The sequence below is a fragment of the Citrobacter sp. Igbk 14 genome, from assembly GCF_028069825.1.
In the GTDB taxonomy this organism is placed as follows: Bacteria; Pseudomonadota; Gammaproteobacteria; order Enterobacterales; family Enterobacteriaceae; genus Citrobacter.
On sequence record NZ_JANEWM010000023.1, the window covers coordinates 43,862 to 62,470 of the forward strand.

Sequence of the window (18,609 nt, forward strand, 5' to 3'; positions counted from 1 at the left end):
GCGATTTCACATCTGATAATACAAACATGATTTTTATAACATTCTTAATGTTCTATGCCTGGCCGAAGCCAGGCACAACGTGTATCAGGAGAGAACGTATTTCTCAATTGCCCAGGCAACGCCGTCTTCAAGATTGGATTTCGTCACGAAGTTAGCCACTTCTTTCACCGACGAAATAGCATTATCCATTGCAACACCTACGCCTGCGTATTCGATCATCGCGATATCATTTTCCTGATCGCCTATCGCCATAATCTCTTCAGCTTTAATTCCCAGCGCATCGGCCAGTGATTTTACGCCCGTCCCTTTATTGACGCGTTTATCCAGAATTTCGAGGAAGTACGGCGCACTTTTCAGCACGGTGTACTTCTCTTTTACCTCTGCTGGAATCCGCGAGATAGCTTTATCGAGGATCTCTGGTTCATCAATCATCATCACTTTCAGGAACTGGGTCGCCGGGTCCATTTTCTCTGCTTCACAGAACACCAGTGGGATGGTCGCGACGAAAGACTCATGTACCGTGTAGTAACTGATGTCACGGTTGGCGGTATACAGCGTATTGCGATCGAGTGCGTGGAAATGCGAGCCGACCTCCCTGGAGAGTTGCTCCAGGAAACGGTAATCATCATAGCTCAGCGCGGTTTGCGCGACGGTACTTCCGTCTCCGGCTTTCTGCACCAGTGCACCATTGTAGGTAATGCAATAATCACCGGGTTGTTCCATATGCAGTTCTTTCAGATAGCTGTGGACGCCTGCATATGGGCGCCCCGTGGTCAGCACCACATTCACACCGCGCGCGCGCGCCGCGGCAATGGCCGTTTTGACCGCAGGTGAAATGGTGTGATCGGGCAGCAGAAGTGTGCCATCCATGTCGATAGCAATAAGTTTGATAGCCATGAGTTCCCCGGATTAAATGAGTCCGTCCTCATGCTAACGCGATTCCACTCAAAAAACAGCTACGAAAAGGGGGATAGAAAGGGGAATCGGGATTCCCCTTTTTGTAGATGGGTTGTCGTTTGTAGGCCTGATAAGCAAGGCGCCATCAGGCACAATACAACGTCTTGCCGGATGGCGGCGTAAACCGCCTTATCCGGCCTACAGATTGGCTTAAATATCGATATTCGCCGCTTTCAGGGCGTTTTCTTCGATAAATGCACGACGCGGTTCAACAGCATCACCCATCAGGGTGGTGAAAAGTTGGTCAGCCGCAATCGCATCCTTCACAGTAACGCGCAGCATACGGCGGCTTTCCGGATCCATGGTGGTTTCCCACAGCTGTTCCGGGTTCATCTCACCCAGGCCTTTATAGCGCTGAATAGCGAGGCCGCGACGGGACTCTTTCACCAGCCAGTCCAGTGCCTGCTCGAAGCTGGCCACCGGCTGACGACGCTCGCCACGTTCGATAAACGCATCGTCTTCGATCAGGCCACGCAGTTTCTCACCCAGCGTGCAGATACGGCGATATTCGCCACCGGTCACAAACTCGTGGTCCAGTGCGTAATCGGTATCCACGCCGTGCGTACGCACGCGAATAATCGGTTCGAACAGCCCTTGTTCAGTGTTTTCCTGAATGTCGAACTTCCACAGGCTACCGTGCTGTTCATTTTCATTCAGTTCCGTCACCAGCGCATTAACCCAACGGGTAACGGTCTGCTCGCTCGCCAAGTCGGCTTCTGTCAACGTTGGCTGATAAACCAACTCTTTCAGCAGCGTTTTCGGGAAGCGGCGTTCCATACGGCCGATCATTTTCTGCGTCGCATTGTACTCAGAAACCAGTTTTTCTAACGACTCACCGGAAAGGGCCGGCGCATTAGCGTTGGTATGCAGCGTTGCGCCATCCAGAGCGATGGAGATCTGGTACTGATCCATTGCTTCATCGTCTTTAATATACTGTTCCTGCTTGCCTTTTTTCACTTTGTACAGCGGCGGCTGCGCAATATAGACGTGACCGCGCTCCACGATTTCTGGCATCTGGCGATAGAAGAAGGTCAACAGCAGCGTACGGATATGCGAGCCGTCGACATCCGCATCGGTCATGATAATGATGCTGTGATAACGCAGTTTATCCGGGTTGTACTCGTCACGGCCAATACCACAACCCAGCGCGGTGATCAGCGTCGCCACTTCCTGGGAAGAGAGCATCTTGTCGAAACGCGCTTTCTCAACGTTGAGGATTTTACCCTTCAGCGGGAGGATCGCCTGGTTCTTACGGTTACGGCCCTGCTTCGCAGAACCGCCCGCAGAGTCCCCTTCCACAAGGTACAGTTCAGACAGTGCCGGGTCACGTTCCTGACAGTCAGCCAGTTTGCCCGGCAGACCTGCTAAGTCCAGCGCGCCTTTACGACGGGTCATTTCACGGGCACGACGAGCCGCTTCACGCGCACGCGCAGCGTCAATAATTTTGCCGACAACGATTTTCGCGTCGGACGGGTTCTCAAGCAGGTATTCGCTCAGCAGTTCGTTCATCTGCTGTTCTACTGCCGATTTCACCTCTGAAGAAACCAGTTTGTCTTTGGTCTGAGAGGAGAATTTCGGATCCGGTACTTTTACCGATACGACGGCAATCAGGCCTTCACGGGCGTCGTCACCGGTGGCGCTAACTTTCGCTTTTTTGCTGTAACCTTCTTTGTCCATGTAGGCATTCAGAGTACGGGTCATCGCCGCACGGAAGCCTGCAAGGTGAGTACCGCCGTCACGCTGCGGAATATTGTTGGTAAAGCAGTAGATATTTTCCTGGAAGCCATCGTTCCACTGCAGCGCAACTTCAACGCCAATACCGTCTTTTTCGGTGGAGAAATAGAAGATATTTGGGTGGATCGGCGTTTTATTTTTGTTGAGATACTCAACAAATGCCTTAATACCACCTTCGTAATGGAAATGGTCTTCTTTGCCGTCGCGCTTGTCGCGCAGGCGGATGGATACGCCGGAGTTCAGGAAGGACAGCTCGCGCAGACGCTTCGCCAGAATGTCGTATTCGAACTCAACGACATTAGTGAAGGTTTCGTGGCTTGGCCAGAAACGAACCTGGGTACCCGTCAATTCTGTTTCACCGGTTACCGCCAGCGGTGCCTGCGGCACACCGTGCACGTAAGTTTGCTGATGCACTTTGCCTTCACGACGAATCACCAGCTCCAGTTTTTGCGACAGGGCGTTAACGACGGATACACCTACGCCGTGCAGACCACCAGACACTTTATAGGAGTTATCATCGAATTTACCGCCTGCGTGCAGAACGGTCATGATAACTTCCGCCGCCGAAACGCCCTCTTCCGGGTGGATACCGGTTGGGATACCACGGCCATCATCAGTAACGGACACGGAGTTATCAGCGTGAATCGTCACAACGATATCTTTACAGTGACCCGCGAGCGCTTCGTCGATAGCGTTATCTACCACCTCGAATACCATGTGGTGCAGACCGGTGCCGTCATCCGTGTCGCCGATATACATACCCGGGCGCTTACGCACCGCATCCAGCCCTTTCAGGACTTTGATACTGGAGGAGTCATAAGAATTCGACATCAACGTTTCTCGCTCATTTTATCTTGGGTTAATCCGTTATTTTACCCTTTTCCACGGTAAACATCTTCGAATTTTCATCGGACATGTCTATAACGTGTTCAGCGCTGATTGCGCTGACAAAGACCTGAGATTGCGTGGCTTTTAAGCGGCTGGCCAGCAGCCCGCGACGCGCATCATCCAGTTCAGAGGCAAAATCATCTATCAGGTACAGGCAGCGCCGTCCGCTTTCACGGGTCAGGAACTCCCCTTGCGCCAGTCGTAAGGCGCACATTAGCAGTTTTAACTGCCCACGCGACAACGTGTCTTCCACCGGCGCACCGTCGGCGCGAATGCGGAAATCCGCCTTGTGCGGGCCGTGCGCGGTGTAGGTCAACATGCGGTCGCGTTCAAAACTGCGTTCCAGCACCTCAGCATAATCTGTCTCCTTCTCCCAGCCACGCTGGAAAGAGAACGAGAGAGAGAATTCGGGAAGAAACTGCTGGCAGGTATCTGCCATATCCTGCGCGATACCCGCGCTGTACTCCGCGCGCCAGGTGCTGATTTGTTCCGCCAGCGGGATAAGTTCTCTATCCCACGGGCGCAGTTGCTCATAACGACTCACCTGGCGCAGTGCCGCATTGCGCTGCTTGAGCAGTCGCTTCAGGTTGCTCCAGGCGGTGAAAAATCCGGCTTCATTGTGAAAGCATCCCCAGTCAAGGAATGCTCTTCTGTATTTGGGGCCGCCGTTGAGTAAAGTAAACCCTTCAGGCGTTATCAGCTGCATCGGCATCAGGTGCGCCAGTTCTGCGACCTTATGCCCGTCAGTGCCATCAATGCGTACTTTACTGTCGCCCTGTTTGTCTTTCGTCAGACCAATCGAGGTCTCGCGTTCCTCACCCTGTAAACGCCCGTGGAGGACAAACGATTCCTGCTCGTGGCGAATCACACGGCCAATCTGCAAACTGCGAAACGCCCGGCCATGGCCGAGTGTATAGATGGCTTCCAGCACACTGGTTTTGCCGCTGCCGTTCGCGCCAACCAGGAAGTTAAAGCCAGGGGATAAAGCGAGATCCGCGTTTTCGATATTGCGGAAGTCTTTGATTAGCAGTCGGGATAGCGACATATCAACTCATAACCAGGGCGTTATCGTCGCAGTTAGTCTGGTTACGGCCAGCGCACAGCAACCGGAGCGTACTGAAGTACGTGAGGATTGCGAGCACTGCCCGGAGCCAGAATAACAAGTAAGATAGCCCGATATTCTTTACAAGCGCATAGGCATGACGACATAAGCTGCGGATTGTGACGCTGCATCTTCAATCTGTACGCTGGATACGGAATCGGTCAGCATAATGCGCACATTTTCGCACTTCAGCGCATTAAGTACGTCCAGAACGTAGCTGACGTTAAAACCGATTTCCAGTTCAGTGCCCGGATAGGTGACGTCGAGGATCTCTTCCGCCTCTTCCTGTTCCGGGTTGTTGGCCGTGATTTTGAGCTGATTTTCACTGACATACAGACGCACGCCACGGAATTTCTCGTTAGAAAGAATTGCCGCTCGGGCAAACGCCTGTTTGAGAATATCGCAGCCCGCCTCCAGATGTTTGTCCGGGTTCTTTGGCAGTACACGACGGTAATCCGGGAAGCGGCCATCCACCAGTTTGGAGGTAAAGATGAAATCGCCCACGTGTGCGCGAATGTTATTGCTGCCGATCTGCACACGCAGCGGATTGTCGCCGCCGTCGAGCATACGCATCAATTCAATCACACCTTTACGCGGTACGATCACCGAATGGTTAGGCAGGGACTGACCAACCGGCATAGAACAAACAGCCAGACGGTGACCATCGGTCGCCACGGTACGCAGCTCTTCGCCTTCAGTTTCAAACAACATACCGTTTAAGTAATAACGCACGTCCTGATGCGCCATTGAGAACTGCGTGGCTTCAATCAGACGCTTCATCGTTGCCTGCGGCAAGGTGAATTCGACTTCGCTCTGCCAGTCATCCAGATTCGGAAAGTCAGCAGCAGGTAATGTGGACAGCGAGAAACGGCTGCGGCCAGAACGCACCAGCATACGGTCGCCTTCCAGTTGAACGGCAATTTCCGCACCTTCCGGCAACCCACGACAAATGTCGAAGAATTTACGCGCCGGAACGGTGGTTGCACCAGGCTCATGAGCCTGGATCAGCGCCACGCGTGCCACCATCTCCATTTCGAGATCGGTACCGGTCAGAGAAAGCGTTCCATCCGCAACCTGTAGCAACAGGTTTCCGAGGATCGGCAGTGTAGGACGACCACCCAGCGGGCCGCTGACCTGCTGAAGCGGTTTTAATAAATGTTCACGTTCAACGGTAAATTTCATAGCGTCACGAAGATAATGTTCTGATTAAATTGGAGAAATCTTCTTTAATATCATGGCTTTCTTCACGCAACTGCTCAATCTTGCGACAGGCATGAAGCACGGTAGTATGGTCACGCCCACCAAACGCATCGCCAATTTCCGGCAGACTGTGGTTAGTGAGCTCTTTTGCCAGCGCCATCGCCATCTGGCGCGGACGAGCTACCGAGCGAGATCGGCGCTTAGAAAGCAGATCCGCAATTTTGATTTTGTAATACTCCGCCACCGTCTTTTGAATATTGTCGATGGTGACCAGTTTTTCCTGCAATGCCAGCAAATCGCGCAGCGCTTCACGCACGAAATCGATAGTAATCGCCCGGCCAGTAAAGTTAGCGTTGGCGATCACGCGGTTCAGTGCGCCTTCCAGTTCACGCACGTTAGAGCGTAGGCGCTTGGCAATAAAGAACGCCACCTCACCCGGCAGACGAATGTCGTTTTCATCTGCTTTTTTCATCAGGATCGCGACGCGCGTCTCCAGTTCAGGCGGTTCGATCGCGACGGTCAGCCCCCAGCCGAAGCGGGATTTCAGACGATCTTCAACGCCGTTGATCTCCTTCGGATAGCGATCCGATGTCAGGATGATCTGCTGATTACCTTCCAGCAGGGCATTAAAGGTGTGGAAAAATTCTTCCTGCGAACGTTCTTTATTGGCAAAGAATTGAATATCGTCAATCAGCAACGCATCAACGGAACGGTAATAGCGTTTAAACTCTTCGATCGCATTGTTTTGCAGGGCTTTAACCATGTCCTGCACAAAACGCTCGGAGTGCATATACACCACTTTTGCGTTCGGCTTACGCGCCATAATGCCGTTACCTACAGCGTGCAGCAGGTGGGTTTTACCCAGACCTGTACCACCATAAAGGAATAACGGATTGTAGGCGCCGCCAGGATTGTCCGCCACCTGACGTGCCGCCGCGCGCGCCAGTTGGTTAGATTTACCTTCAACGAAGTTATCAAACGTATGTTTGACGTTGACGTTAGAGCGATAGGTAGGTTCTGCCGGGGCTGGTACGTTATCCCAGCCGGGACGCGCCGCCGGAGCGACTCGTTGCGGTTGCACTTGTTGAGCCACATGCGCAGGTGTAACGATGTTATTCACCGGCGTCTTCAGCGTTTGCGTGACAGGTTTAGTACCAACCTCAAAACGCAGCTGTGGGGCATCTGCTCCGCAGAAATTATTCAGCAATCCATTAATATTATTGAGGTATTTATCCCTTACCCAATCGAGCACAAAACGGTTTGGCGCATACAAAGCCAGCGTGTTATCGCTCAGTTCCGCCTGCAACGGGCGTATCCACATACTGAATTCTGTGGCTGGTAACTCATCCTGCAATCGGGCAAGACACTGCTGCCAAAGCGAAAGTGACACGGCGGACTCCACTCGAACAAAAGTCGATAAATGACAAAGGCTGAAACATTCATGATTGTTGACGCACATCGACAAGACCCTATGCAAAGGGTGACGTGCGAATTGCTATCTGCAATTTTTACCCGATCAGGATCCAATGAAACGATCAGGACCGCGGATCATAGCGTAAACTGAGAAAGAGATCTTCTGTTTCTCACAGATTCTTCCCGATTTATCCACAGGATGATCCAGAATCGGCTAAGTGTAAACGATCCTGGAGAAGTGCTGCAGGTTTTCGCGCGCATATTGAAAAAATTAATGAGTAAAGATGCTTTACTGCTTAAACGATCTAATAAAGATCCCGAGCGATCCTTGCGCTTTATCCACCAGCCCGTATAATTCTTACCCCCAGCGAGTAACGGTCGCCTTACGGCGTCAACGCTGCCTGTTTTTTACACAAAACCACGTGAAAAAAAACGGGATATAAGGAAAGAGAATTGACTCCGGAGTGTACAATTATTACAATCCGGCCTCTTTAATCACCCACACTGTGGCGTAAGTCGTTCGAAATTCGTTCGGGTATACGCAAAAGTCAGTGAATTTATTCAAGTTTAGGTAGAAATCGCCATGAAACGCACTTTTCAACCGTCTGTACTGAAGCGCAACCGTTCTCACGGCTTCCGTGCTCGTATGGCAAATAAAAATGGTCGTCAGGTTCTGGCACGTCGTCGTGCTAAAGGCCGTTCTCGTCTGACCGTTTCTAAGTAATAAAAGCTAGCCCCTGAGTGGTTAAGCTCGCATTTCCCAGGGAGTTACGTTTGTTAACTCCCACTCATTTCACATTCGTCTTCCAGCAGCCACAACGGGCTGGCACGCCGCAAATCACCATCCTCGGCCGCCTGAATTCGCTGGGGCATCCCCGTATCGGTCTTACAGTCGCCAAGAAAAATGTTAAACGTGCGCATGAACGTAATCGGATTAAACGTCTGACGCGTGAAAGCTTTCGTTTACGTCAGCACGAGCTTCCAGCAATGGATTTCGTGGTGGTGGCGAAAAAAGGGGTTGCCGACCTCGATAACCGTGCTCTCTCGGAAGCGTTGGAAAAATTATGGCGTCGCCATTGTCGCCTGGCTCGCGGGTCCTGATAGCCCTCATTCGGGTCTATCAACGCCTTATCAGTCCGCTGCTTGGGCCGCATTGCCGTTTCACTCCAACCTGTTCGAGCTACGGAATTGAGGCATTGCGCAGGTTTGGAGTGATAAAAGGCAGTTGGTTGACGGTGAAACGCGTATTAAAATGCCACCCTTTACACCCTGGTGGTGACGATCCCGTCCCGCCCGGACCATTTGATACCAGAGAACACTAACGATGGATTCGCAACGCAATCTTTTAGTCATCGCTTTGCTGTTCGTGTCTTTCATGATCTGGCAAGCTTGGGAGCAGGATAAAAATCCGCAACCTCAGGCCCAACAGACCACGCAGACAACGACCACCGCAGCGGGTAGCGCCGCCGACCAGGGCGTACCGGCCAGTGGCCAGGGGAAACTGATTACGGTTAAAACTGACGTGCTTGATCTGACCATCAACACCCGTGGTGGTGATGTGGAACAGGCTTCACTGCCAGCGTACCCGAAAGAACTGGGTTCAACCGAACCGTTCCAGTTACTGGAAACCACGCCACAGTTCATCTACCAGGCACAAAGTGGCCTGACAGGTCGTGACGGCCCGGATAATCCGGCTAACGGCCCGCGTCCGCTGTACAACGTCGAAAAAGACGCCTTTGTACTGGCTGATGGTCAGAACGAACTGCAGATCCCGATGACCTATACTGACGCAGCGGGTAACACATTCACGAAGACGTTTGTCCTCAAACGTGGTGAATATGCTGTCAACGTTAACTACAGCGTGCAGAACGCCGGCGAGAAACCGCTGGAAGTCTCCACCTTTGGTCAGTTGAAGCAATCCATCAATCTGCCCTCTCATCGCGACACCGGTAGCAGCAACTTTGCACTGCATACCTTCCGTGGCGCAGCGTACTCCACGCCTGATGAGAAGTATGAGAAATACAAATTCGACACCATTGCTGATAACGAAAACCTGAACGTCAATGCTAAAGACGGCTGGGTTGCAATGCTGCAACAGTATTTCGCAACGGCATGGGTTCCGCGTAACGACGGCACCAATAATTTCTACACCGCTAATCTGGGTAATGGCATTGCCGCTATCGGTTATAAATCTCAGCCGGTACTGGTACAGCCAGGTCAGACTGGCGCGATGACCAGCACCCTATGGGTCGGCCCGGAAATTCAGGATAAAATGGCGGCCGTTGCACCGCACCTGGATCTGACAGTGGATTACGGCTGGTTGTGGTTTATCTCTCAGCCGCTGTTCAAACTGCTGAAATGGATCCATAGCTTCCTGGGTAACTGGGGCTTTTCCATCATCGTTATCACCTTTATCGTTCGTGGCATCATGTACCCGCTGACCAAAGCGCAGTACACCTCCATGGCGAAGATGCGTATGCTGCAGCCGAAGATTCAGGCAATGCGTGAGCGTCTGGGCGATGACAAACAGCGTCAGAGCCAGGAAATGATGGCCCTGTACAAAGCTGAGAAGGTTAACCCGCTGGGTGGCTGCTTCCCGCTGATCATCCAGATGCCAATCTTCCTGGCGTTGTACTACATGCTGATGGGCTCCATTGAACTGCGCCATGCGCCGTTCGCACTGTGGATCCATGACCTGTCTGCACAGGACCCGTACTACATCCTGCCGATCCTGATGGGCGTGACGATGTTCTTCATCCAGAAGATGTCTCCGACCACCGTGACCGACCCGATGCAGCAGAAGATCATGACCTTTATGCCGGTCATTTTCACCGTGTTCTTCCTGTGGTTCCCATCAGGTCTGGTGCTGTACTATATCGTCAGCAACCTGGTAACCATTATTCAGCAACAGCTGATTTACCGTGGTCTGGAGAAACGTGGCCTGCATAGCCGCGAGAAGAAAAACTCCTGATTCGGTGTAGGCCGGATTAGGCGAAACCGCCATCCGGCAAACGGAACATAAAGCAAAGGGCGGTCATTAGACCGCCTTTTTTATTGCATGACAAAGAGACATATCATGAGCCATAACGACACCATCGTCGCTCAGGCAACCCCACCGGGACGTGGTGGTGTGGGTATTCTGCGCATCTCCGGCCTGAAAGCCCGCGAGGTCGCCGAAACCGTACTGGGTAAACTGCCAAAACCGCGTTATGCCGACTACCTGCCATTTAAAGACGCGGATGGCAGCGTGCTGGATCAGGGGATTGCGCTGTGGTTCCCTGGCCCGAACTCCTTTACCGGTGAAGACGTCTTAGAGCTTCAGGGTCACGGCGGTCCGGTCATTCTCGATCTGCTGCTTAAACGTATTCTGACCATTCCCGGCCTGCGCATTGCCAGACCGGGTGAGTTCTCCGAGCGCGCATTTCTTAACGATAAGCTCGATTTAGCCCAGGCTGAAGCAATTGCCGATCTGATCGACGCCAGCTCTGAGCAGGCGGCACGCTCGGCGCTAAATTCCTTACAGGGTGCGTTTTCTGCACGAGTCAATCATCTTGTGGAAGCACTCACTCACCTGCGCATCTATGTGGAGGCTGCGATTGATTTTCCTGATGAGGAAATTGACTTCCTGTCTGACGGCAAGATTGAAGCCCAGCTCAATAGCGTAATAGCCGATCTTGATGCCGTGCGTGCCGAAGCACGTCAGGGCAGCCTGCTACGCGAAGGCATGAAAGTGGTGATTGCCGGGCGTCCTAACGCCGGTAAGTCAAGTCTGTTGAACGCCCTCGCTGGCCGTGAAGCAGCTATTGTCACCGATATCGCCGGCACCACCCGCGACGTGCTGCGTGAACATATCCATATCGACGGTATGCCGTTGCACATCATCGATACCGCCGGTCTGCGCGACGCCAGTGACGAAGTTGAACGCATTGGTATTGAACGCGCCTGGCAGGAGATCGAACAGGCTGACCGCGTACTGTTTATGGTTGATGGCACCACCACCGACGCGGTTGACCCGGCAGACATCTGGCCAGACTTTATTGCGCGTTTACCTGCAAAACTGCCGATTACCGTCGTGCGTAACAAAGCGGATATCACGGGTGAAACGCTGGGTCTCAGCGAAGTAAATGGCCACTCACTGGTTCGCCTCTCTGCGCGTACCGGCGAAGGTGTTGACGTATTGCGCAACCATCTCAAACAGAGCATGGGCTTTGAAACCAATATGGAAGGCGGCTTCCTGGCGCGTCGTCGTCATCTGCAGGCACTGGCAGAAGCAGCGGAACATCTTCAGCAGGGTAAAGCGCAGCTATTAGGAGCATGGGCCGGAGAGTTGTTAGCAGAGGAGTTGCGCCTTGCACAGCAAAACCTCAGTGAGATAACTGGAGAATTTACTTCCGACGATCTGCTGGGGCGGATTTTCTCCAGCTTCTGTATTGGTAAATAACGATGTGTTACCCGGTGGCACGATGCTTACCGGGCCTACAGGCCCCGTAGGCCGGATACGGCAACAGTGATTTCCCATAAGGAAATCACTGTTGTCCAAATGGCAACTCGCACAGACATTCCTCTCCCCGTATTCTTAGCGCCACTTTCCTCATGAGGTCGCTATGACACGCTTTCTAATCTGCAGTTTTGCCCTGGTTCTCCTTTATCCCGCCGGGATTGATATGTATCTGGTGGGATTGCCCCGTATTGCTGCCGATTTACAAGCCAGCGAGGCTCAGTTGCATATCGCGTTCTCGGTCTACCTGGCGGGGATGGCGACGGCAATGTTGTTCGCCGGTAAAATTGCTGACCAGTCGGGTCGTAAACCGGTCGCCATTGTCGGTGCGGTGATCTTTATTATCGCCTCGGCCTTATGTTCATTCGCCGAGAGCGGTACGCCGTTCCTGGTCGGCCGTTTTGTTCAGGGCATCGGGGCAGGTTGCTGCTACGTGGTGGCCTTCGCCATCCTGCGCGATACACTCGACGATCGCCGCCGTGCGAAGGTGCTGTCGCTGCTAAACGGTATCACTTGTATCGTGCCGGTACTGGCTCCGGTGATGGGGCATCTGATTATGCTCAAATACCCCTGGCAGAGCCTGTTCTACACGATGATGGGTATGGGTGTGGTCGTTTGCCTGCTATCAGTGTTTATCCTGCGAGAATCGCGCCCAACGACGCTCCCGGCATCTGTGCAAAAGAACCAAACCACCGAATCACTGGTAAACCGCTTTTTCCTTAGCCGCCTGGCAATTACCACCCTCAGCGTGTCGGTCATCCTGACCTTTGTGAATACCTCTCCGGTGCTGCTGATGGAAGTGATGGGTTTTGACCGCGGTGAGTACGCCACGACAATGGCGATGACCGCGGGTGTCAGTATGGCGGTCTCCTTCTCAACGCCATTCGCACTGAGCATTTTTAAACCCCGCATCCTGATGCTGACTTCACAGGTATTGTTCCTGGCTGCGGGCATCGTGTTAACTCTTGCCAGTACGCACGCTGTAACGTTGTTCGGGTTAACCTTAATCTGCGCCGGATTCTCAGTCGGTTTCGGCGTTGCCATGAGCCAGGCGCTGGGGCCATTCTCGCTGCGCGCAGGCGTCGCCAGCTCGGCATTAGGCATTGCCCAGGTTTGCGGTTCATCGTTATGGATTTGGTTGGCCGCCATCCTCGGTCTCGATGCGCTGAATATGCTGATCGGGATTCTGATTGGCTGTAGCATAGTGAGTATCATGCTGATTATCACTGTAGCACCAAACCGGTCCACGCCAACTCATGAAGAAATCCCTCAGCAGTCTCGATCTTAATTTGCTGCTCTGCCTGCAGTTGTTGATGCAGGAACGCAGTGTCACTAAAACCGCCAAACGGATGAACGTCACGCCGTCGGCGGTCAGCAAATCGCTGTCGAAGCTGAGAGCCTGGTTTGACGATCCGTTGTTTGTTAACACCCCGCTGGGGCTAACACCAACGCCGCTGATGCTCAACATGGAACAGAGCCTGGCGGAGTGGATGCAGATGGGCAATCAATTGCTCGATAAGCCACACCATGAAGCACCACGTGGGCTGAAGTTTGATTTGGTGGCTGAAACGCCGCTGGTGATGATCATGTTTAACGCGCTCTCCCAACAGATCTACCAGCGTTATCCACAGGCAACGATCAAAGTGCGCAACTGGGATTACGATTCGCTGGATGCCATTATCCGTGGCGAGGTCGATATCGGCTTTACCGGGCGTGAAAGTCACCCGCGCTCACGAGAATTGCTGAGTCTGCTACCGTTATCGATCGACCACGAGGTCCTGTTTTCCGATCTCCCCTGCGTCTGGTTACGTGAAGACCATCCGGCATTGCAGGAAGAGTGGAATCTGGAAACATTCCTGCGCTATCCCCATATCAGCATTAGCTGGGAGCAGAGCGACACCTGGGCGCTGGACGATGTGCTTCAGGAGATGGGGCGTGCGCGTAACATCGCATTGTGTCTCCCGGGCTTTGAGCAGTCGCTGTTTATGGCCGCGCAGCCCGATCACGCATTAATAGCCACCGCCCCGGTCTATTGTCAGCGTTACAACCAACTCCACCAGCTTCCGCTCGTGGCACGTCCAATGCCTTTTGATGCTGCGCAACTGGAAAAAATGCGCGTACCGTTCACCCTCCTTTGGCATAAACGCAACAGCCACAATCCTAAGATCGTATGGCTGAAAGAGACGATCAAGGCACTCTATCGCGAGATGTCATGAAGATCCTTTGCTATATTGTTGTTTTATTGACCTCCCTGGCTGTGGAAATGTAAATGTCGCGTAATGTATCCCGATTCCGTTTACTTTTTGGGCAGTAAAGCCTGCCTATAAGCTGCGTAAATGTTACTCTGATAATAATCACGGACCATTAATCACGGAGCGAAAAATGGCGACACATTTTGCCAGAGGGATTCTTACGGAGGGACACCTGGTTTCAGTTCGTCTCCCTACTCCATGTCATTTTGAAGCAAGAAATTTACCCACTCACCGCCGAACACGCTTTCTGGCCTCCCGAAGCCTTCTCGCTGAACTGATGTTTATGCTTTACGGCACCAGCACATTGCCTGAGATTGTTACCGAGGCGAAAGGGAAACCCATTTTTCGCGATAAAAACCTGCCTGGTTTTTCGATTTCCTATGCCGGGAATATCGTCGGCGTCGCGATTACCACAGAGGGTTCATGCGGCCTGGATATGGAGCTTCAGCGAGCAACCCGCGGGTTCCATACTCCGAATGCTACAGAAACCTACCGCTTTTCCAGCAACGAGAATCTGTGGATCAATAACCAAAACGACCCCAATGAAGCACGTGCTCAACTCATTACTTTACGCCAGAGCGTTCTCAAGCTCACTGGCGACGTGTGCAATGACGATCCACGTGAACTCCAGCTATTACCGGGTGCGGGCCGTCTGAGATGTGCTCACGTTACGCAGATAGAAGCCATTTGCGATGCCGAAGATGTGCTGGTGTGGTCGGTCGCGGTCACGCCAACCATTGAAAAACTCAAGGTTTGGGAGTTTGATGGTAAACAGGACTGGAAAAGCTTGCCTGATATCCAGACCCGCGCGAATGAGCCAACGGGTCGCCTGATCCGGTTTTCACCATTATCCGCAGCAAAAAGCCATACGCTTAACTGATTTAACCTTCATGATGAAACAGGAGTAACCATGTCTGAAACATTGAATGTTGTTACGTTACTGGGGAGCCTGCGCAAGGGTTCGTTTAATGGAATGGTTGCCTGTACGCTGCCAAAAATTGCCCCCGCGGGGATGGAAGTGAATGCGTTACCGTCGATTGGGGATATTCCTCTGTACGATGCCGACCTTCAGCAGGAAGAGGGGTTTCCGGCAAGTGTAGAAGCGCTGGCGGAACAAATCAGGAAGGCTGATGGCGTCGTTATCGTCACGCCGGAATACAACTATTCTGTTCCTGGCGGGCTGAAAAACGCCATCGACTGGCTGTCTCGTCTGCCCGATCAACCATTATCAGGCAAGCCAGTACTGATCCAAACCAGCTCAATGGGCGCCATTGGCGGCGCTCGCTGTCAGTATCATCTGCGCCAAATTCTGGTATTCCTCGATGCGATGGTGATGAACAAGCCAGAGTTTATGGGCGGCGTTATTCAGAATAAAGTAGACCCGCAGACCGGTGAAGTGATCGACCAAAGCACGCTGGACCATCTGACTGGTCAACTGACCGCGTTCGGTGATTATATTCAGCGCGTAAAAGCGTAAAAGAAAAAGCCCAGCGATATGCTGGGCTTGTTTTTCTATGGTCGAATAGACAGCGATTAATGCGCGTCGATAAACACAATCTTCAACACAAACAGCAGCGCAACAACGATGACGCACGGGCTGAGATCGCGGAAACGGCCAGTACCAATTTTCATCACGCAGTAGGAAATAAAGCCCAGCGCGATGCCTTCAGTGATGGAGAAGCTAAACGGCATCATCACAGCGGTAATAAACGCCGGAACAGCTTCAGTCAGATCATCCCACTTCACGCGCGACAGGCTGGACGTCATCAATACGCCCACGTAAATCAGCGCACCCGCTGCGGCATAGCCCGGCACCATTCCCGCCAACGGTGACAGGAAGATAACCAGCAGGAACAGCAGACCGACAACCACGGCTGTCAGACCTGTACGTCCACCGACAGAAACCCCGGAAGAGGATTCAATATATGCGGTAACGGAAGAAGTGCCGATAAACGCACCGGTAACAGACGACACGCTATCGACAAACAGAGCCTGCTTCATGCGCGGGAACTTGCCCTTGGCATCTGCCAAACCCGCTTTATCTGTGACGCCAATCAACGTACCGGAGGAGTCAAACAGGTTCACCAGCATGAACGAGAAAATAACGCCCGCCAGACCAATGTTAAATGAACCCGCCAGGTCAACATGACCAATAACAGACGTGACGCTCGGCGGCGTAGAAACGATACCGCTGTAATGAACATCACCCAACATCCACCCTAACAGCGTGGTCACAATAATGGAGATCAGCACTGCCGCGTGAATGTTGCGTGATGCCAGAATCGCGATGATAAAGAAGCCCAGAATCCCCAACAGCACGCTATGGGAAGTCAGGTTACCGATGGAAACCAGCGTGTCTTTGTTCGCAACAATAACACCGGCATTTTTCAGCCCCATCATGCCGATGAACAGGCCGATACCGCTGGTGATGCCCACGCGCAGACTGACCGGGATATTCGCAATCATCCAGTAGCGTACGCGGAAAATCGTCAGCAGCAGCAGACCAATTGCGCCCCAGAAGATCGCGCCCATACCAATCTGCCATGACAGCCCCATCGCACCGACCACCACGAAGGCAAAGAATGCGTTCAGACCCATGGCAGGTGCCAGCGCAACCGGCAGGTTGGCAAACAGCCCCATCAGGATGCTACCAAATGCAGCAATAAGACAGGTGGTAACAAAGACGGCGCTGGTGTCCATGCCAGCTACGCCAAGAATTTGCGGGTTAACAAAAACGATATACACCATTGTCAGGAAGGTGGTTAAACCGGCGATCACTTCGGTCCGTGCCGTCGTGCCATGCTCGCGCAGTTTGAACACGCGTTCCAGCATCCCCTGGCCAGAAGCCTGGGTTGTGTGTTGTTGACTCATTATCAATTTCCGAACAAGGAGGGAAAATTCGTCGCTATCCTATACCAAAATGCGACAATAGGGTTGGGTTATGAGCAACTTTTTTCATTGATTTTGCTTATACGGCAACGATTGCGTCCCCCCAATATGCATTACGAAAACGTTAAACTTGTTAAAATGGAAATGACATGTCCCAGATAGAAGCCGTATTTTTTGACTGTGACGGTACCCTTGTCGACAGTGAAGTAATTTGTTCTCGCGCGTATGTCAGCATGTTCCAGGCGTTCGGCATTACGCTCGATCTTGAAGAGACGTTTAAACGCTTCAAGGGGGTAAAGCTCTACGAAATCATCGACATTATTAACGAAGAACACGGTGTCGAACTGGCAAAAGCCGAGTTAGAACCGGTTTACCGTGCTGAGGTCGCACGTCTGTTCGATACCGAGCTGGAAGTCATTGCTGGTGCGAACACGCTGCTGGACAGCATGGCTGTGCCAATGTGCGTGGTGTCTAACGGTCCGGTCAGCAAAATGCAGCATTCATTGGGTAAGCTGGGCATGTTGCATCATTTTCCTGATTTACTGTTCAGCGGTTATGATATTCAGCGCTGGAAGCCTGACCCGGCACTGATGTTCCATGCGGCGAAAGCGATGAACGTCAACGTTGAGAACTGTATCCTGGTCGATGACTCCAGTGCGGGTGCCCAGGCGGGGATTGCTGCAGGAATGGAGGTTTTTTACTTCTGCGCCGATCCGCACAACAAACCGATCGATCATCCTAAAGTGACGACCTTTACCGATTTGGCACAGTTGCCGGAATTGTGGAAGGCGCGGGGTTGGGATATTACGCGGTAATTTTTTGTAGGCCCGGTAAGCATGCGCCACCGGGCGAATGGCGCAGAATGCCGGATGCGGCTTAACGCCTTATCCGGCCTACAATAGCGACGCCGGGGGATCCCGGCGAACGCAACAAGCCGCTTATTCCTTCGGATCTTTACCCGCCAGCAGCTTATCCAGCTCATCCCCGCCCACGTGACGGAAATCTTGCCCCTTCACGAAGTAGAAAATGTATTCGCAGATATTCTGGCAACGGTCACCGATACGCTCGATAGAACGCGCGCAAAACAGCGCGGTCAGCACGCTTGGAATAGTGCGCGGGTCTTCCATCATGTAGGTCATCAGCTGGCGCACAATGCCTTCATATTCCTGGTCGACTTTCTTATCTTCACGGTAGATACGTACCGCTTCATCCAGATCCATACGCGCAAAGGCATCCAACACGTCGTGCAACATCTGCACGGTGTGACGGCCCAGTGACTCCAGACTGACCAACAGCGGTTGATGCTGCTGGGAGAATTTCTCCAGCGCAGTACGGCAGATTTTATCCGCGACGTCACCAATACGCTCCAGCTCAGCGATGGTTTTGATGATCGCCATCACCAGGCGCAGGTCGCTCGCTGTCGGCTGACGTTTGGCGATGATACGCACGCAGGCTTCATCAATCGCCACTTCCATCATGTTGACGTTTTTATCGCCCTCAATGACGCGCTTCGCCAGATCGCTGTCCTGATTGTGCATGGCGGTAATCGCATCAGAAAGCTGCTGCTCAACCATGCCGCCCATGGTCATCACCTGGGTACGAATGCTCTCCAGTTCAGCGTTGAACTGACCGGAAATATGTTTATTAAGGTTAAGGTTATCCATCATTTCTCCAGA

Annotated in this window: 18 protein-coding genes; 11 read left to right on the forward strand and 7 right to left on the reverse strand. The window is 52.6% G+C overall.

What is annotated here, in order from left to right; genetic code table 11:
* Window positions 1-84: 84 nt before the first annotated feature.
* The 5 genes from yidA to dnaA all read right to left on the reverse strand — a co-directional run bounded on the left by yidA (window position 85) and on the right by dnaA (window position 7,271).
* Window positions 85-897: a sugar-phosphatase gene (yidA, locus tag NNN64_RS11200; RefSeq protein ID WP_271441436.1), complete on the reverse strand. Its 813-nt coding sequence runs from the start codon at window positions 895-897 to the stop codon at window positions 85-87.
* A gap of 210 nt (window positions 898-1,107) precedes the next feature.
* Window positions 1,108-3,522, reverse strand: coding sequence for a DNA topoisomerase (ATP-hydrolyzing) subunit B (gene gyrB, locus NNN64_RS11205; protein WP_271441437.1), 2,415 nt, complete (start codon window positions 3,520-3,522; stop codon window positions 1,108-1,110).
* Window positions 3,523-3,550: 28 nt separating this feature from the next.
* Window positions 3,551-4,624, reverse strand: coding sequence for a DNA replication/repair protein RecF (recF, locus tag NNN64_RS11210; protein WP_271441438.1), 1,074 nt, complete (start codon window positions 4,622-4,624; stop codon window positions 3,551-3,553).
* Between the two features lie 138 nt (window positions 4,625-4,762).
* Window positions 4,763-5,863, reverse strand: a complete 1,101-nt coding sequence (dnaN, locus tag NNN64_RS11215; protein WP_137382192.1) for a DNA polymerase III subunit beta — start codon at window positions 5,861-5,863, stop codon at window positions 4,763-4,765.
* Between the two features lie 4 nt (window positions 5,864-5,867).
* Window positions 5,868-7,271: a chromosomal replication initiator protein DnaA gene (dnaA, locus tag NNN64_RS11220; RefSeq protein ID WP_005121475.1), complete on the reverse strand. Its 1,404-nt coding sequence runs from the start codon at window positions 7,269-7,271 to the stop codon at window positions 5,868-5,870.
* Between the two features lie 297 nt (window positions 7,272-7,568).
* Here dnaA and NNN64_RS23340 point away from each other — a divergent pair, with 297 nt between their 5' ends.
* From NNN64_RS23340 to NNN64_RS11265, 10 genes are all read left to right on the forward strand, one after another.
* Window positions 7,569-7,649: a hypothetical protein gene (locus NNN64_RS23340; protein ID WP_418222139.1), complete on the forward strand. Its 81-nt coding sequence runs from the start codon at window positions 7,569-7,571 to the stop codon at window positions 7,647-7,649.
* Window positions 7,650-7,877: 228 nt separating this feature from the next.
* Entirely contained in the window at window positions 7,878-8,018 is a 141-nt protein-coding gene (gene rpmH, locus NNN64_RS11225; protein ID WP_003023858.1) for a 50S ribosomal protein L34, read from the forward strand.
* A gap of 17 nt (window positions 8,019-8,035) precedes the next feature.
* Window positions 8,036-8,395, forward strand: a complete 360-nt coding sequence (gene rnpA / locus NNN64_RS11230; RefSeq protein WP_003844432.1) for a ribonuclease P protein component — start codon at window positions 8,036-8,038, stop codon at window positions 8,393-8,395.
* Window positions 8,359-8,616: a membrane protein insertion efficiency factor YidD gene (yidD, locus tag NNN64_RS11235; RefSeq protein WP_003023846.1), complete on the forward strand. Its 258-nt coding sequence runs from the start codon at window positions 8,359-8,361 to the stop codon at window positions 8,614-8,616. The genes rnpA and yidD overlap by 37 nt, the downstream gene beginning before the upstream one ends.
* A 2-nt stretch (window positions 8,617-8,618) precedes the next feature.
* The gene (gene yidC / locus NNN64_RS11240; RefSeq protein WP_048213774.1) at window positions 8,619-10,265 is read left to right on the forward strand and encodes a membrane protein insertase YidC; all 1,647 of its coding nucleotides are present in this window, start codon (window positions 8,619-8,621) and stop codon (window positions 10,263-10,265) included.
* A 105-nt stretch (window positions 10,266-10,370) separates the two neighbouring features.
* The gene (gene mnmE, locus NNN64_RS11245) at window positions 10,371-11,735 is read left to right on the forward strand and encodes a tRNA uridine-5-carboxymethylaminomethyl(34) synthesis GTPase MnmE (protein WP_271441439.1); all 1,365 of its coding nucleotides are present in this window, start codon (window positions 10,371-10,373) and stop codon (window positions 11,733-11,735) included.
* Between the two features lie 163 nt (window positions 11,736-11,898).
* Complete coding sequence (locus NNN64_RS11250; RefSeq protein ID WP_271441440.1) at window positions 11,899-13,080, forward strand: MFS transporter; 1,182 nt, start codon at window positions 11,899-11,901, stop codon at window positions 13,078-13,080.
* Complete coding sequence (yidZ, locus tag NNN64_RS11255; protein WP_101742130.1) at window positions 13,049-14,008, forward strand: HTH-type transcriptional regulator YidZ; 960 nt, start codon at window positions 13,049-13,051, stop codon at window positions 14,006-14,008. Before NNN64_RS11250 ends, yidZ begins: the two co-directional genes overlap by 32 nt.
* A gap of 166 nt (window positions 14,009-14,174) precedes the next feature.
* Window positions 14,175-14,924, forward strand: coding sequence for a 4'-phosphopantetheinyl transferase family protein (locus tag NNN64_RS11260; protein WP_271441441.1), 750 nt, complete (start codon window positions 14,175-14,177; stop codon window positions 14,922-14,924).
* 30 nt (window positions 14,925-14,954) lie between these two features.
* Window positions 14,955-15,521 carry an NADPH-dependent FMN reductase gene (locus tag NNN64_RS11265; RefSeq protein ID WP_271441442.1) on the forward strand — a complete coding sequence of 189 codons (567 nt, stop codon included), beginning with the start codon at window positions 14,955-14,957 and terminating at the stop codon, window positions 15,519-15,521.
* Between the two features lie 56 nt (window positions 15,522-15,577).
* Here the strand turns inward: NNN64_RS11265 and NNN64_RS11270 are convergent, their stop codons facing one another.
* Complete coding sequence (locus tag NNN64_RS11270; RefSeq protein WP_271441443.1) at window positions 15,578-16,915, reverse strand: NCS2 family permease; 1,338 nt, start codon at window positions 16,913-16,915, stop codon at window positions 15,578-15,580.
* 167 nt (window positions 16,916-17,082) lie between these two features.
* Between NNN64_RS11270 and yieH the strand changes: the two genes are divergently transcribed.
* The gene (gene yieH / locus NNN64_RS11275; protein ID WP_271441444.1) at window positions 17,083-17,748 is read left to right on the forward strand and encodes a 6-phosphogluconate phosphatase; all 666 of its coding nucleotides are present in this window, start codon (window positions 17,083-17,085) and stop codon (window positions 17,746-17,748) included.
* Window positions 17,749-17,871: 123 nt separating this feature from the next.
* Here the strand turns inward: yieH and phoU are convergent, their stop codons facing one another.
* Window positions 17,872-18,597: a phosphate signaling complex protein PhoU gene (phoU, locus tag NNN64_RS11280; protein ID WP_006687755.1), complete on the reverse strand. Its 726-nt coding sequence runs from the start codon at window positions 18,595-18,597 to the stop codon at window positions 17,872-17,874.
* Between the last annotated feature and the right edge of the window lie 12 nt (window positions 18,598-18,609).

Coding starts and splice junctions, on each gene's coding strand:
- yieH (WP_271441444.1), top strand. CDS start 17,083: ATGTCCCAGATAGAAGCCGTATTTTTTGACTGTGACGGTACCCTTGTC.
- recF (WP_271441438.1), bottom strand. CDS start 4,624: ATGTCGCTATCCCGACTGCTAATCAAAGACTTCCGCAATATCGAAAAC.
- yidD (WP_003023846.1), top strand. CDS start 8,359: ATGGCGTCGCCATTGTCGCCTGGCTCGCGGGTCCTGATAGCCCTCATT.
- phoU (WP_006687755.1), bottom strand. CDS start 18,597: ATGGATAACCTTAACCTTAATAAACATATTTCCGGTCAGTTCAACGCT.
- NNN64_RS23340 (WP_418222139.1), top strand. CDS start 7,569: ATGAGTAAAGATGCTTTACTGCTTAAACGATCTAATAAAGATCCCGAG.
- yidZ (WP_101742130.1), top strand. CDS start 13,049: ATGAAGAAATCCCTCAGCAGTCTCGATCTTAATTTGCTGCTCTGCCTG.
- yidC (WP_048213774.1), top strand. CDS start 8,619: ATGGATTCGCAACGCAATCTTTTAGTCATCGCTTTGCTGTTCGTGTCT.
- mnmE (WP_271441439.1), top strand. CDS start 10,371: ATGAGCCATAACGACACCATCGTCGCTCAGGCAACCCCACCGGGACGT.
- NNN64_RS11270 (WP_271441443.1), bottom strand. CDS start 16,915: ATGAGTCAACAACACACAACCCAGGCTTCTGGCCAGGGGATGCTGGAA.
- rpmH (WP_003023858.1), top strand. CDS start 7,878: ATGAAACGCACTTTTCAACCGTCTGTACTGAAGCGCAACCGTTCTCAC.
- NNN64_RS11250 (WP_271441440.1), top strand. CDS start 11,899: ATGACACGCTTTCTAATCTGCAGTTTTGCCCTGGTTCTCCTTTATCCC.
- NNN64_RS11265 (WP_271441442.1), top strand. CDS start 14,955: ATGTCTGAAACATTGAATGTTGTTACGTTACTGGGGAGCCTGCGCAAG.
- gyrB (WP_271441437.1), bottom strand. CDS start 3,522: ATGTCGAATTCTTATGACTCCTCCAGTATCAAAGTCCTGAAAGGGCTG.
- NNN64_RS11260 (WP_271441441.1), top strand. CDS start 14,175: ATGGCGACACATTTTGCCAGAGGGATTCTTACGGAGGGACACCTGGTT.
- dnaN (WP_137382192.1), bottom strand. CDS start 5,863: ATGAAATTTACCGTTGAACGTGAACATTTATTAAAACCGCTTCAGCAG.
- yidA (WP_271441436.1), bottom strand. CDS start 897: ATGGCTATCAAACTTATTGCTATCGACATGGATGGCACACTTCTGCTG.